Annotated in this window: 11 protein-coding genes and 4 pseudogenes; 3 read left to right on the top strand and 12 right to left on the bottom strand. The window is 57.1% G+C overall.

The window, feature by feature from the left end; translation table 11 throughout:
• Positions 1 to 525: 525 nt before the first annotated feature.
• A pseudogene (locus tag ASG68_RS17690) lies at positions 526 to 907 on the top strand (transposase); the annotation flags it as partial.
• A 340-nt stretch (positions 908 to 1,247) separates the two neighbouring features.
• Here the strand turns inward: ASG68_RS17690 and ASG68_RS17685 are convergent.
• The 9 genes and pseudogenes from ASG68_RS17685 to ASG68_RS17655 form a co-directional block, all read right to left on the bottom strand.
• Positions 1,248 to 1,550: a hypothetical protein gene (locus ASG68_RS17685; protein ID WP_062603665.1), complete on the bottom strand. Its 303-nt coding sequence runs from the start codon at positions 1,548 to 1,550 to the stop codon at positions 1,248 to 1,250.
• A 141-nt stretch (positions 1,551 to 1,691) separates the two neighbouring features.
• Positions 1,692 to 1,934: a DUF982 domain-containing protein gene (locus ASG68_RS30765; protein WP_082478522.1), complete on the bottom strand. Its 243-nt coding sequence runs from the start codon at positions 1,932 to 1,934 to the stop codon at positions 1,692 to 1,694.
• A gap of 216 nt (positions 1,935 to 2,150) precedes the next feature.
• On the bottom strand, positions 2,151 to 4,034 hold the full coding sequence (locus ASG68_RS17680) for a PBP1A family penicillin-binding protein (protein WP_062609942.1): 1,884 nt from the start codon (positions 4,032 to 4,034) through the stop codon (positions 2,151 to 2,153).
• A 707-nt stretch (positions 4,035 to 4,741) separates the two neighbouring features.
• Positions 4,742 to 5,059 carry a BA14K family protein gene (locus tag ASG68_RS32890; RefSeq protein ID WP_320416523.1) on the bottom strand — a complete coding sequence of 106 codons (318 nt, stop codon included), beginning with the start codon at positions 5,057 to 5,059 and terminating at the stop codon, positions 4,742 to 4,744.
• 388 nt (positions 5,060 to 5,447) lie between these two features.
• On the bottom strand, positions 5,448 to 5,675 hold the full coding sequence (locus ASG68_RS17675) for a hypothetical protein (protein ID WP_113567960.1): 228 nt from the start codon (positions 5,673 to 5,675) through the stop codon (positions 5,448 to 5,450).
• A gap of 122 nt (positions 5,676 to 5,797) precedes the next feature.
• On the bottom strand, positions 5,798 to 6,193 hold the full coding sequence (locus tag ASG68_RS17670; RefSeq protein ID WP_062581825.1) for a DUF1236 domain-containing protein: 396 nt from the start codon (positions 6,191 to 6,193) through the stop codon (positions 5,798 to 5,800).
• A gap of 318 nt (positions 6,194 to 6,511) precedes the next feature.
• A pseudogene (locus tag ASG68_RS17665) lies at positions 6,512 to 7,132 on the bottom strand (hypothetical protein).
• 13 nt (positions 7,133 to 7,145) lie between these two features.
• The gene (locus ASG68_RS17660; RefSeq protein ID WP_062603659.1) at positions 7,146 to 8,312 is read right to left on the bottom strand and encodes an ATP-binding protein; all 1,167 of its coding nucleotides are present in this window, start codon (positions 8,310 to 8,312) and stop codon (positions 7,146 to 7,148) included.
• 342 nt (positions 8,313 to 8,654) lie between these two features.
• On the bottom strand, positions 8,655 to 9,143 hold the full coding sequence (locus tag ASG68_RS17655; RefSeq protein WP_062603666.1) for a cupin domain-containing protein: 489 nt from the start codon (positions 9,141 to 9,143) through the stop codon (positions 8,655 to 8,657).
• Positions 9,144 to 9,893: 750 nt separating this feature from the next.
• Between ASG68_RS17655 and ASG68_RS32495 the strand changes: the two are divergent.
• Positions 9,894 to 10,134, top strand: a pseudogene (locus tag ASG68_RS32495) (VOC family protein); the annotation flags it as partial.
• 228 nt (positions 10,135 to 10,362) lie between these two features.
• On the opposite strand, the gene ASG68_RS17645 reads toward ASG68_RS32495, so the two are convergent.
• The 3 genes from ASG68_RS17645 to ASG68_RS17635 form a co-directional block, all read right to left on the bottom strand.
• Entirely contained in the window at positions 10,363 to 11,652 is a 1,290-nt protein-coding gene (locus ASG68_RS17645) for a GGDEF domain-containing protein (protein WP_082478519.1), read from the bottom strand.
• 67 nt (positions 11,653 to 11,719) lie between these two features.
• Positions 11,720 to 11,956: a DUF982 domain-containing protein gene (locus ASG68_RS30755; RefSeq protein WP_082478518.1), complete on the bottom strand. Its 237-nt coding sequence runs from the start codon at positions 11,954 to 11,956 to the stop codon at positions 11,720 to 11,722.
• A gap of 420 nt (positions 11,957 to 12,376) precedes the next feature.
• Positions 12,377 to 12,874, bottom strand: coding sequence for a response regulator (locus ASG68_RS17635; RefSeq protein ID WP_082478517.1), 498 nt, complete (start codon positions 12,872 to 12,874; stop codon positions 12,377 to 12,379).
• 314 nt (positions 12,875 to 13,188) lie between these two features.
• Here ASG68_RS17635 and ASG68_RS17630 point away from each other — a divergent pair.
• Positions 13,189 to 13,478 (top strand): annotated as a pseudogene (locus ASG68_RS17630) (IS3 family transposase); the annotation flags it as partial.
• Positions 13,479 to 13,773 lie beyond the last annotated feature (295 nt).

The raw sequence follows: 13,773 nt of genomic DNA, 5'->3' as shown, positions 1-13,773 counted from the left end.
CAGGGCTGGACCTCCTTCGACAATAAGGCCGATCCTTATTCGCAGGCCGAGATCGATGCCGAGCGGGCGCGTTATGCGGGCCGTGCATCGTCCGTTTAAAGGGAAAATGCTTATCACGAAGACGCGGTCTTGAAAGACCCCCTGAGACTGATGCCAACCCCGCCATTTTGGGCGGGGTTTTGTTTATGGACTATTTTGGGATTTGCAGATCGCCTCTGAATGGTGCTGCGTGTTGGTTTGCACTCAGGACTGAGCGGGTAATTGGCGAGCCTAATTCCACCGATGGGTTGGATGCCCCTCCCACCGGCATTGCCATGTACCAAGATGGTGATGCGTAAAGTGACCAACAAAGGAGGCATTTATGAAGGAAGTTAGTATCGTCAGCGTCCACGTTGCAAAGCAGGTCTTTCAAATATAGGGCGCGACTGCCGATGGCCGGGTTTTGTTTCGCAAGAAACTGTCGCGGTCGCCTCTTTGGGGTTTATGGCCGGACTTCGACTGTGTGTGGTGCGATGGAGGCGTGGCATCCCTGGGATCGGGCCTATTTGCGCGATGGCAATCACCGCCTTCGCGCCGCCTATGAAAGGATTCCGAAGTGGTCGCGATTTTGCAGCACGGCTTGGCCTTGTTCCGCGATAGCACTCGAGCGGAGGCAAGCAAAAGCTTAGCCGCACCATCGAGGATGGGCCAACGAGATATCAGAAGGCTTTTGATTATATGCGCGATGTCTGTTGTGCGTTGGAAGGGCCGAGGCGGTGGAAGATCGGGTCCCTGGCTCTCAAATATGCTGGGCCGAAAGCCGCGCATGCTGGTGGCGATCGCTATGGCAAACAAGCTATCACGGATCGTCTGGGCAATGCTCGCGCGCAATCAAGAATACCGAGATTTAAGCGGAGCGGCCGGCTGAGAGTAGACGTTCTAATTGGAGTGCCGGCTCTGTGAGGAGGTCACAATCCACATGGGCAAATCATCGAACAGATCGGGATTGGATAAACCAGTAGTTCTCAGGGAGTTCCGAGCTTGTTCCACTGATACGGAATCCAATCCGCGTATCACTATACCGGCCTGCGGCATGTCATGGCCGCAACAGGAGGTCTAAAACATTTACGCACCCGATCCTTCGCTCGGCGGTGAAAAAAGTCCTTGGGTCGAAAGGGGCATCCAAACATGGAAATTGAGCCATGCGGACTTTCCCCCGACGCGGAGAGCGACGGGACACAAGAATGATCTACATGGGACTTTGGACATCATTCGTCGGATCGCAGTGACGCAGTCATCCGCTCGATTTCGAGAAGCAGGTCATCAGGCTCGGGCACTTCCTCCAAATCGCGCGATGCTGCTATCGGTACCGTCTTTGAAGATTGGTTTGCAGGCAAACGCCCTTTTCGGATCGCTCTATAGCGGTTTCGAAATGCTGGCATGTCGATATCACCTCGGATCCAAAGCCCTATCAGGCTGGTAAACTCCGGCGCGTCATCGACAACATAGCCGGCGGCAGCCTGACGTTCGAAAAGTTGCTGGACGAATAGGCGGCGGCGTTCTGCGGTCATGGGGATCTCTCTTCAACACAGCATGGGGCGCGAACAGCGGCTGTGAACATCATGGACACGCCCTTCTTCGGACGGAGCCCGATACTTGACATTCTGGACTAGATCCAAAGTTGCTAGGTTTTCGGTGTCTTTCCAGCAAGTTCAACGACACAGCAGTCCGGCCTCTTTTGCGGCCGCTTGGAAGGCTTTCGATGCTGCGGCTGGCTCAGCACGGCCTTCTATCGCGTCGAGACATGCTTTTTTAGCGACAGCGAAAGCCTTTCCGCTGCGATTTGGCCAGCACGTCATCAGACAGGCAAGAGCCTCGCGACTGTTGTTGACTCGTTTGAAATGGTCTCCGCGATCGATGGTGATCTCCATCGCCTCCCAAAGTTCTGTTGGCATTCTTTTGGCCTATTGCTCGTTTCGATTGTTATCAGTAACGCCGCGCATAGATTGAACGTTCCGTCATAGGGCTTAGGTCCTAGCCTGTCGGTGGACGGCCGAAGGCGCCCGTTACGCAAAGTGTGGATGACTGGAGTGGTCGTCGCGGTCTACCCGTCGAATTTGACAATTGTGCTACCAAGATATGGATGCAGACGGGCACATGTCGCCCGATGTTCACCTCTCGCAGATGCGTCGTTCGCCGGAATACGGCTGGTAGGTGCAGTCGGAGGGACGGAACGATCTGTAGGCGCGCGAGCAGGCACTGACATTGCACGAGCGGGGAGAGTTGTCTTTACCAGCAATTGAGTCATCTGACATTGTGTCTGGACCGGGGTTTCTCAGCGCCTGGCGCATGAAGTCGCGCCAGATGCGGGCGGGAATTGCTCCTCCCGTGACGCCCTTCATCGGTGTGTCGTCATCATTGCCAACCCATACGCCAACAACCAGCGGCTCCGTGAACCCAATGAACCAGGCGTCGCGGTTGTTCTGGCTGGTGCCCGTCTTGCCAGCAGCGAATACACCGGGATCAGCCCCGCGTCCCGTCCTTTTTTCAACGACAAGCCGAAGCAAATCGACAAGGTCTGACTGGTATGGTGAAAGATCGACCGGCTGAGGGCTTTGCTGTCCCACTCGGAACGCTTCAGGTTGATCAGCTGCCTTGAAATCGATGATGCCCCAAGGTTCCACCGGCGCCTTCCCGAGCCGAACAGACGCATAGGCGGCAGTCAGATCAAGCAGATTGACCTCCGATGTGCCAAGCGCAAGAGAGGGCGTATTCGTAAGCTCGGCATCGATCCCGAGCTCCCGTGCGGCCGCAATGACGTTGTCCAGTCCCACTTCCTGCGCAAGTGCGACGCTCGCTGCGTTCAGGGATCGCGCGAATGCCTCAGCCAACGTCACCCAGCCGCGATAGCGGCCGCCTGAGTTCTCGGGAGACCAGCCTTTAATGTCCAACGGCGCATCCAGGACACGATCTGACAAAGTCAGCCCGGCTTTCAGCGCTGCATAAAAGACGAAAAGTTTGAAGGTGGAGCCGGGTTGACGCATTGCCGTCACGGCACGGTTGAACTGACTGGCCTTGTAGTCTCGTCCACCAACCATGGCGACAACCGCACCTTCGGGTGTCATGGCGACAAGCGCGGCCTGAGATACACTCGCCGCCTCACCTGATTTTTCCAAGGTATCCGCTATAGTCTTTTCCGCGATCTCCTGAAGCCGCGGCACAAGGGTGGTCCGGACTGTGGTAGATCCTGGGGACGAGCCTGAGACTTCGCTCGCCTGAGGCGCTACCCAGTCCGCAAACCAGCTTCCCGAGCGTGGCGTCGGCCTTGTCGGGTTGACCTTTGCGAAGGCTGATTTGGCAGCCCCCGCCTGGAGGTGGGTGATCTTTCCGTTATCCACCATAGCGTCCAGGACGACCTCGGTCCGCTGCCTGGCACCCTCGCGGTTGACAATCGGGTTCCATTGGCTCGGCGCTCTCAGCAGTCCTGCCAATAGCGCCGTTTCGGGAAGGTTGAGGTCTTCCACGTCCTTGTCGAAATAGATGCGGGCAGCCGCAGACATGCCGGTCGCGCCAGCGCCGAGATAGGCGCTGTTGAGGTAACGCGTGAGGATTTCCTCCTTGCCGAGCTTCCCTTCGAGCCAGAAGGCGATGACCAGTTCCTGAATTTTCCGCTTCAGGGTGCGGTCGCTGTCGAGATATTGGAGCTTGATAAGCTGCTGGGTGATGGTACTGCCGCCTTGGACGACCGAACCTGCCTGAATGTTCCTGAACAGCGCTCGGACGATGCCTTGCGGATCGACACCTATATGATCCATGAAGCGCCGGTCTTCGATGGACAGGACAGCGTTGATGAGCGTGTCGGGGAACTGCTCATAGGAAATATAGGGACCCTGGTATGGCCCCTGGCGAACAAGCGGCGTGCCGTTGGCATTTTCCAAGACGACGATGGGCTTGAGCGAACCGTCGGCGATTTGTCGCCATGGAACATCCTTGAGTGCCCAGGTCAGGATGACAAATGTGACGACCAGACATGTTGCCGCGGAGGCGGCGACCATCCCACGCCAGGAGCGTAACTTCAACCGCCTCCTTCGTCCGATCGCTTCGGTTATGGAGCCGGCCATGACCACTGCTCGTCCCTGCAGCCTGGGCCAGAGAGAACCGCTTGGATTTCTGTTTTCGATCGATGCCGACCTGTCCAGGTTCTTCTTCCGTATCAGACGGGATCTTGTTTTGAGGATTAATAACCGGGATACGGTACCGGCTCTAGTCGCTGTAACCGCCACGTCGTTTCGCAGCGCCAGGCAAAGTGCTGACAAAGCCGAACGAGTCTCGGAGAACCTTGAGTCTTCTCTCTTCTGACCGAGCGCGCTCATCGAAGCTGCCGTTTCCTTCGCGGCACTTGGTGCGGCGTCCGGCGAGGCTTGGGCGGCGTCATTTGAATCATTGGATGGAGGCAAGGAAATGGCCGGAACTCCACTTGAGGATAAGTGCCAAAACTAGAGCGCCGCCGCGAGCGGAGAAGGGGTAGCTAAAGCACGCGAACTAAGCAGCGGCCAATTCCAGTCTTTGACCTCATGACAATGAACCTGTCGTTCACCTCCCAGCGGCGGCACACGCCGATAAGCCCCGGTCCCGATCTCGTTTTCGTCGCGGGGGAGTTGCTGCAGACCCGGTTCCCGAAGGTGTCCAAAGCTTACACGGATCTGGGCTGAGTAGCGAAGGCGCTGGCTGATCACTTGGATCTAAACAGCCCTGACCCTGCCTAAATGTTGCTAGCTTCCAGCCGAACCTGGTCAATCGGAGGATCGCAGCGGCGACGCGGCCCGTCATAAGGCTGATAGGTATTATCCTCTGCCCGATACGATCGGTATCTTGCAGCGCACCAAGCACCTCGCAGGTTGTCCACTCCATATCCTACAAAGCGTGGGTCGACGGCATCTCTGTTTGAGGCGATGGGCTGCCGAGTCGCATAAGGAGATTGACACGTCCGTTGTTGCCCAATGTAGGAACGATACGTGTTGCTTGCTGGATCATAAGACCGGTAACGGTCTGCGCACCATTCGAGATGGGCTGTCGACATTGCCACTTGAAGCGTGGGCGCCTTCCGTGCCGGTGGACGTCTGTTGCTGGCAATTTTCACCGGCGTTGGATTTGTAACGTAGCTAGAGAGGCGCGCTGGGATTCGCTCGAAATTCTGCTGGCCGACATCAACAGAAATGGGCTTCGTAGTCCATAAATCTGGTCCAGTAGCTGTCTCGAAAGGCCGGCTTTCGGCGGGTTCGGCCAGTAGGAGCGATGCGAGGGATGTGGCGCCAATGCAAGCGCCGATGGACGACGCAATAGCAAATGCCAACGAAGCGATCGTTTTCATGATTGTGTTCCGCTGTTTCGTGCAAAGAATGTCTCGTCGCCGACTGAGCTTGGAGGCGGGCCCGACAGCTATAAGCCCGCCGGGGCCGGCCGAGCCGCTAGTTTGCCGGGGTTGCAGGCGTCGCGGCAGTCTTGTCTGTTGCTGGCGTCTCGACAGCAGGCACATTGACGTTCACGTCGGTACTGCCATTGCTACCGCCGATTTCAATGATCCCTGTAAACATCAGCAGTGCAACGAGGGCGACGAGAGCGATAAAAAGCGCAATAGCCCATCCGCCGTTACCGCTGCGATCCGTATTAACGATTGTTGGTCCACGATCAGCCATCGGGGAACTCCTTTGTGCAAAGCCTGGAAAGATCAGAACGGGTGTCTGACGGCGCAGGTTCGCCGTCAGACCCGGAAACAGACCCGGCAAGCGAGGGTCGGTTTCCACTACTGAATTCCGATTCAGTCGATGATCTGGATAACCTTTCGGGAGGAAGGTTCGACGATGATGCGTTCCTCATTGACGATGGCGTATGCGTATTTCGGATCGTCCGGAATAGGCGTCACGACGACAGTGCTCGGCAAGGCCTGACCGACAACAATCTTTTCCTTGATGATGACAGGTTCAGCGGTCGGTACTTCCCGAACATAGGTAACGACCTTTTCCGGCGGCGGGTCGATTGCTGTACCGACGATCGCGCCAGCGACACCACCGACAGCTGCGCCAACAGGACCTCCGACGATCGCGCCGGTGACTGCACCGCCAGCAGCGCCATTGACGGTCGACTCTTGAGCGATAGCGACGCCCGACATCACGCTCGCGACAAGCGTGGCTCCAATGAAGAGTTTGTGAAACATGTTGATCTCCTTCAATAATCGCGACCTTTGTGATCGTCGATAATCAAATTCGGAAGCTGTGCATTGGTTCCCGGTACCGGGCCTTGGTCGGAGCTACCCTAGACCTAAGACCTATTCTTTTAGGTACTTCGGGGGGAGGGGAACCGAACTGAGACTTGCATTAGCAAATCACATCATGGCACGCGGTGTGTTCACCGCTTACATCTGGCAGCGATAGCCGTTGACCTGGATCGTTCGGTGTTTAACCGATACCGCCGCAAGGGCCTGGCAATACAGCAACCGCGCTGCGCGCCCGCTGCGCCGGGTCGTGCTGTTGTATTAGTCGGACGCCTGTTGGACCGACCGATGGCGTGACTGTCCCATGGCCCCGGGCAGGGGAATGCCGCAGTTGGCAGCCTCCGTCAGATAACCGGACCGCAGACCGTGCGCGGAAAACTCGCTCGGATCAAGCCCTGCCATCCGGGCGCGCAGCGTGACGATGTATTGACCGCCTTCGGGTCCAGTGCCCGGCGGGAGACCATTGCCCCAGCGATCGATCGCCCGGAAAATACTGCCATCGCCAATCCTTGCCGCAGTGAGCCAGGCATTGAGCGCCTCGACCGGGCGGCCCGTCTGATAGACCACGTCGTCATGCTCGATGCCTCTGGTCTTGGTTCGCCCGAGGTGAATGGACAGGAGGGCAGGGAGGGCCGCCGCCGGCCAGGGCAGGGCGTGATGGGTGGCGGCTAACGACCAGGCCTAAAGGTAGGCAAGGTCCGAGGTGAGCGCGCGCAGGGTGTTGTCGCCCATGCCCTCGTTGACGAGATGCCGCAGCGTTTCGATATCCTGATCGGTCAGCAACTCCGCGAGTTCGTCGCGGCGCTCGATCGGCAGCACAGCTGCAACCTTATCAAGCGTACTGGCGCGTTGATCGACGCCCGATTTCGGGTTCTGCGGCATTGCGTTTCTGCCCTCATCCTTCATCGCGAAGCATCCGGCCGGCGGCCCAGAGCGGCATGGCGGTGACCTCATTTTTCATAGGAAACGTTTCTGTCCCCGGGTAGACGACGATACGCCGCTCCGGCTGAATGTCCTCACAAGCAAGATAGAACCCTTTCTCGACCTTCGGCGCGAGAGAGCGCTTGATTTCGATTGCCCAGGGCTTTCTCCCCGGCGGCGTGATGAGGAGATCAATCTCAGCCCCGGCGGCAGTGCGGTAGAAATTCGCAGTGGTGCCGTGTGGGCTGGCGGCAATCAGCGTCTCGACGACAAACCCTTCCCAACTGGCACCGACGATGGGGTGGCCGAGCAGGTGATCGGCAGTGCCAAGCCCCAGCAGTGCATGGGTAATGCCGCTATCTCGCACATACACTTTCGGCGACTTCACCAGACGTTTGCCCAGATTGGCATGCCACGGCTCCAGCCGCCGCACCAGAAGAAGATCGACAAGCAGATCGAGGTAGGAGGCGACAGTCTTGCCATCGACACCAAGCGAGCGCGCAAGCTCTGCGGCATTGAGCAGCCCGGACTGGTGATGTGCCAGCATGGTCCAGAACCGACGCAGCGTCTCGGCTGGAATTCTGGGGCCGAGCTGGGGGATGTCGCGCTCCAGATAGGTACGGATGAAATCCTGCCGCCAGCGCAGGCTGGCACGGTCGGTCGCGGCGAGCAGACTGTCCGGGAAACCCCCGCGGAGCCAAAGCGCCTGAAGGTTATTAGGCACCACTTCCAGCCCGTCGATCGGTTGCATTTCAAGGTAGGTGATGCGGCCGGCCAGGCTTTCGCCGGATTGTTTCAGAAGATCGATCGATGCAGAGCCGAGCAACAGGAACTGGCCACTGCGTCGGCCCGCCCGGCGGCCGCTGTCGATTAGCCCGCGCAGGATCTGGAACAGGTCCGGCAATCGGTGGACCTCATCGAGAATGACGAGCTTGTCTGCATACTGGGCCAGATAGAGTTCCGGCTCCGAAAGCTTTGCCCGGGCGGCATCCGATTCCAAGTCTAGATAGAGGGAGGGTCGGGTCTTGCCGATATCGATCGCAAGCGTGGTCTTGCCGACCTGGCGAGGACCGAGCAGGGCAACTGCCGGGCTGGAATCGATGCATTCTTCGAGTTCTGAGGCAATTCTTCGCTCAATCATCCTTGCATTTGTGGATATTTGATCCGAAATTGCAAGGATAAATTGGCTGAGTTGGTCATCGACGCACCAATCTGTCGACTGCTTCCTGCTCTTTCGATTGGGTGCAGCTCCGTTATTCTCGGCCAGACGAGACCCGTATCTTGGCCGGTCAGGCGGTTCAGCGACCGACATCAGCGATTTGACCCCCGAAATCTATCACTTCCGATAATGGTTACCCATGCCGCTGGCTTCAAGATTTCAGCGCCTTATCTGTTGTGGAGATGCATGGGTCGCAAGTTCGCATCCCATCAAGCAAGAGATCGGTGGTTAGACAGCATGCGTCATGGACCTCATAAACCAGCTCTATCTTTTTGCACCTGCGATTGGTTCGCCGATGTCATCAAAATCGACCAGGTTCCATTTCAGGCCCGAATTGCGATAAACCCGCTTTCCCAGCCGAGGATAGTCGCCGACATCGTGTGCGAGACGCTCGCCGACGACGATACAACGCAGCGTTTCGGACCCAGTGTTTTTAATCGAGTGTGCTTTACCGCCTTTTCGATAGCCCAGAAAATCGCCCGCCTCGACGCTCACGACGTCATCACCGATCATCGCCGCCCCCTCGCCGTCGAGAATATAAACGCACTCGTCCTCATGGTAATGAACGTGGTGCTCTGTCGTTTCTCTCCCCGGCTCAACTTCAATAATATGAAAACCAATCCCGGTCAGACCTGTTGCATCCCCCAGTGACTTGTTGACCCTCTTGGCATTGGGGTTCAGAAAATGGGTCTTATCCAAACCCTCCATCGCCGCGATTTCGTTTCTCTTGATCAGATATCTGTCATTGGACATCGGTGCCTCCTTTGCCTGCACGTGCACGACCTCGTAATTGTTGAAGCTTGCAGCCGCGGGCGTGCCAGTCAATGATAGCGTGACGAAGTTTAGCTTAAGTTGAGCAGCTTGCATGCGCTGACGTTGCCCGTCCGCCGACGACGCAATCGACCAAGCCCTAGCCGTTTCATCAAGTTCATGCGAGCTGGAGAACCTCAAACGAATAGAGTAACAACAGGATCGACGGTTCTGACACCTTCAAGGCGTAAGAAACTCGTCCCGCCTCGTTTCATCAAAACAGATCAGCGAATTGGTCCGAGAGGTCCGCCTCAGGCTCGTTCGGTTTAGTCGACAGAAATTCGTGCAACTCTTTAGCTTGGCCAAGAGTTCGTAGAACGTGAAGGGTTTTCTGTTCGGACGTCCTGAGATCGTGGAGCGGAAAATTTCCGTCCCAGGGCACGCGCAGAGCGCCGCAAATACACCGCAGCCGGCGTTTCCGCTTCGGTAACCATGATCCGCAACCTTGGCTAAGATAAATGCATGCCTCGCCGCTATCACGCCGGAAACTGTTCAGCCTTGAATGGGGATACCTGACCCCGGCGGACATCGAGACGAAGGGCGTATTCCTAACTCTCCTGGAAGTGTTCTACGCCGACTACGCTGGGAACGACTCGATCTCCCGGAGCGGCTGGGCCACTTACACCGTCGTGGCGGTTGATGACCAGGATGAAACATGAGATCGCGGTAGGGCTAACAAAGCCAATGCGGCCGGGTGGTCAACTGACGATCACCAAACCCATCGACGGAGCGCCGGCAGCCGTTGGTAACGCTGGAACGACCGGTATTGAGCCCACAGGCTCGATCATGTTCTAGCCTCACACGAAGCCGGCATTGCGCACGGTGACAATGCGATCGAGAGCCGCCAGTGCGACGTCCGAACGGGGCCTGCCTCGCTAATCTTCGCGATCCTGACGGACACAAACTCACCGTACGGACCCAACCGGCGGGATAAGATGGCGCGAGCGCTCACCCGTCGCCCCGGCAGCGCAGGATCGTCTTGTGGCTGTGTTCTGTCTGATGCCTCCTGGTCGTCGTCACCGATCTGTACAATCCGGTGACAATGGTTAGCGCGATCGCTGACAGTAGTTTACGGCGCTGGCTACCTGCCGGCCTCGTTGCGGCAATTTCTCTCCAGACATGCAGCACTGACTTGTCTTGGGCAGCATCCTGTCTACACTAGTCAGTCAATCTCTGATCTCGGCGCTCGTCTTTCGGTGTCTGCATGGGCAACGACTTGGTTACGTCCCTGAACCTTGGCGGAGTAGAGAGCCTCATCCGCCTGGCGCTGAAGGTGTGCGGCAGAAATACTTTGACATTGCTCTGTCGCCGCGAGACCAATGCTCAACGTGATATTGGGCATGACGCGCGACAACGGGTTGGGGAGTGATGCAGCCTCGACCCGTTTGCGGATGGTTTCACCAACAGCACAGGCTGCATGCTTGTCGGCGTTCGGGAGAAGGACCAGAAACTCCTCGCCTCCGTAACGGGCCACTTGATCACGATCATCTCTCAGGCTGCTCTGGATAATGCCAGCGACCTTTACCAGGCCGCGGTCACCCTCGGCATGCCCTAGACTATCATTGAGACATTTGAAATCGTCGATATCGCACATCAAAATTGCAGCGCCGCCCGAATCTCCCGCTTCTTGCCAACAGGCGTCGAGGGTTTCCATCATCGAGCGTCGGTTCGCAACGCCCGTCAACGGATCGGTTCGGGCAAGCAGTTCGAGGCGCGCGTTTGCGTCGGATAGGTCGGCGAGGCGACTGCGGTCCCGCAACTCCAACAGGAAGGTTTTATGCGCCAGGATCGTCGCGGTCCGCCGCGCAACCAGCGTCGCACCAATGCCGCTGGCGAAGAAGAGCGTTCCTGCCAACGCACTTCCTGGCTCAATGTCTGGGTTCGTGAGTTGAAACACCAGATAAATGCCGATGGCATAGGCGCCGATAACCATCGCCCAGCGAAGAGGGACCGGAAAAATGACGATAGCGGTGACGGCGACGAAAAGCATGATAGTCAAATGCCGCTCGTAAAATTCGCCGCCTGTCGCAACGCCCACCAACGCAACAGACACCAGAATAAAGAAGACGCCAACTAGGAGAACTGTTGCCTGCAGCCACGCGGCCCTTTGCTCGCGAAAAACGACTGCAACGGTTACGGCCGCAGGTGGAAGGATCGAGGCCGGCAGCAGCATCGACATAACGGTACCGGCCGGGAGGAGGAGCGTATTGAGGCACAACGTCAAGACGTCGAGGACGATCACCCAGATCATCCAAGCCCTGATGATCTTGGACATCTGCGGCCATGTGCGCTCGCTGAAAAGGCGCGAAAGCTCTCCATTCAGGCGGATGTCGCGAGTTCGGCCGCCAAGTTGGCGCTCCACTTCTTCGTTCGTGACTGCGCTGAGCCGTGCAGTCTTCGGTGGCACTGAGCCTGCCGATTTTCCAGAAGTTGGTATCCGATGTTCCTCCATCTCATCGACTTAGGACGCACAACAGAAGAAACAAGGCTACGATCCGATCCTTACTGGTGGGGATCTGTCAGTGAAGCAAATTTGCTTCCTTCGCAGCTATAACAAAAATTTCCCGGGCTTCCTCGGCATCTCTGCGCCCGGCAACCGCAGCGCGGCAAAGACTTCGTGCTCTGACATATCCGGCGCCCCGGAGGTCCGGCCATTCATCCATCAAAAACACAAGAGCGGCAAACGGTCCATCGACGCGGACGTCGCCGCTCAATGGGGCGGTGATCTTCACAGGCTCCTTCCATCGTGCCGGCATTATCAACTCCCTGAAAACAAAAAAATCGTGTATTCCGAGAACTTGGACATCGTACTTTTGTTCCTCGTGGGAATGATCACTTCACTCAGCACCGGGTCGGGATGACCAAGGCAAGCTCTTGAGCACGAAGGCGACGCCCGGGCCGCAGTTCTCTAACGCCAGCGACATCGGGACAGTGGAATGCGCTTGGTGACTACGTCGTCGAGAATTTTTGCGTCTGCTCGACACGTTCCCCCGGCCGCCGGTGCCCAAGCAAGGCGTGGTGATTCCAGCACGGGATACAAGATCGTGCATTTTGTCACGGCACGCGTCTGGCGTATCTGAAAACGTGGCGATTTCTTGGCGAAGTTAAGAAACGATATTGCGTGGTCGCCTTTCTCGGAGAGATGGATAACTATTCCGGCACCCAACTTATTTGCGCTACCCCTTTAGCATGCTGATGATTGCGTCATGCGAGTAGGGCTTCGGAATAAAAGAGATGCCGCTTGCGAGATCGAATCCACCTAGTCTCACGTGACCTGACGTGACGATAACTCTTGTCTTTGGAGCGCGGGCGCGAACAAGTTTGGCAAGAGCAAGACCATCGGTCGATCCGGGCATATTTACGTCAGTGAATACGGCATCAATGTCGGCATTCTGCAGCATAATTAACGCTTCGTAGGCATTGGCGGCCTCCAGTACATGGAAACCAGCCTCTTCGAGCGCATCCAGCGTGGCGAACCTGACTAGCGGTTCGTCGTCGACGACGAGAACCTTGTGAATTTCTGCGGGTACATATGCCTTCAATGCGGGTTGCCCTGTTTCCCATTCCGTTACAGCTTGCGACCAGTGTTCCCGGTCCCGTCCTTGCGGCTGCCCCTCGTTCTGCCAAAGTTCATGAGCCCGACGGCTGACCCAGTTGTATGCTTCCTGATCCATATGGTACCTCCTGCAGCGCAGAACGTCCTTCCACTATTTGAGTTCCGCCAAATCGCACGGATAGCAAAGGTGAAGCATTGGCTAACTCGCTTGCCGCCCAACTCTCAAACTGCGCGTGCTATCACATCGCCGTAGCTTTGGCGCACGGATCGTTTAGCTATCTGAGTTGGACATGACGGAACCGTAAGAGCCGTTGTCGTTTAGTCATTCCTTTCAAACACAATAATGCCGGCGGTGATCGCATCGAGAAGATGAAAATTCAGGGTGGTGAACTGGCCGGAGTATAAGGCGGGACTTCGTTGGAGTGGCAGTCCGACCGTTTGAAAGGCAGATCAAAGCCACGCCGGTTTTATCGCAAGGCCGAGGACGCGAAGCGTCTGCCGATCATTCGCAAGCTGGCGGGCCAAAGGCCAACCTATGGCTATCTTGGGATCGCCGCGCTCCTTGATCGCAAAAGGCGAGCCGCCGATATGCCTGTCGTCAACGCCAAACGGGTCCGCCGCATCATGAAGGGTAATCACGCGATGTTGCTGGAGAAGCACACGGCCGTTCGCAAGGCGGCACCAATGGCGGCAAGGTCATGGTGATACGCTCCAACCTGCGCTGCACATTTTCATTTCGCGTTAGCCCGCCAATCCGACCTAGCGATTGTTTGTAAATAGCTTTATTCGCCCTGAATTGATTACAACGCAGCGGAAATTGGCTGAAACTAGTGCTGATAATGAACAGTTGGGCGACTGTTCCAGTTGCTCGCGAAGCGTCGCGTGCGCGCGGCCGACCCATGCCTGACGGTGATGACATAGTGCCTTCCAACGAAGACGCACGTTTTGCCGTAAGCGATCTTGTCGCCTTCGAAGGTGTGCGGTCTTGGCGATGACGAACAGTTGATCCCCATAGAC

It is taken from the genome of Rhizobium sp. Leaf453, assembly GCF_001425605.1.
Taxonomy (GTDB): Bacteria; Pseudomonadota; Alphaproteobacteria; order Rhizobiales; family Rhizobiaceae; genus Pararhizobium.
Note: the sequence above shows the minus strand (reverse complement) of the source record. Positions and strands in the feature narration are given on the sequence as shown.

What these genes read in the sequence shown, in the direction of transcription:
- ASG68_RS17675 (WP_113567960.1), bottom strand. Translation starts at nt 5,675, where the DNA reads ATGGCTGATCGTGGACCAACAATCGTTAATACGGATCGCAGCGGTAAC.
- ASG68_RS17670 (WP_062581825.1), bottom strand. Translation starts at nt 6,193, where the DNA reads ATGTTTCACAAACTCTTCATTGGAGCCACGCTTGTCGCGAGCGTGATG.
- ASG68_RS32890 (WP_320416523.1), bottom strand. Translation starts at nt 5,059, where the DNA reads ATGTCGACAGCCCATCTCGAATGGTGCGCAGACCGTTACCGGTCTTAT.
- ASG68_RS17645 (WP_082478519.1), bottom strand. Translation starts at nt 11,652, where the DNA reads ATGGAGGAACATCGGATACCAACTTCTGGAAAATCGGCAGGCTCAGTG.
- ASG68_RS30755 (WP_082478518.1), bottom strand. Translation starts at nt 11,956, where the DNA reads ATGCCGGCACGATGGAAGGAGCCTGTGAAGATCACCGCCCCATTGAGC.
- ASG68_RS17660 (WP_062603659.1), bottom strand. Translation starts at nt 8,312, where the DNA reads ATGATTGAGCGAAGAATTGCCTCAGAACTCGAAGAATGCATCGATTCC.
- ASG68_RS17685 (WP_062603665.1), bottom strand. Translation starts at nt 1,550, where the DNA reads ATGACCGCAGAACGCCGCCGCCTATTCGTCCAGCAACTTTTCGAACGT.
- ASG68_RS17655 (WP_062603666.1), bottom strand. Translation starts at nt 9,143, where the DNA reads ATGTCCAATGACAGATATCTGATCAAGAGAAACGAAATCGCGGCGATG.
- ASG68_RS30765 (WP_082478522.1), bottom strand. Translation starts at nt 1,934, where the DNA reads ATGCCAACAGAACTTTGGGAGGCGATGGAGATCACCATCGATCGCGGA.
- ASG68_RS17635 (WP_082478517.1), bottom strand. Translation starts at nt 12,874, where the DNA reads ATGGATCAGGAAGCATACAACTGGGTCAGCCGTCGGGCTCATGAACTT.
- ASG68_RS17680 (WP_062609942.1), bottom strand. Translation starts at nt 4,034, where the DNA reads ATGGTCGCCGCCTCCGCGGCAACATGTCTGGTCGTCACATTTGTCATC.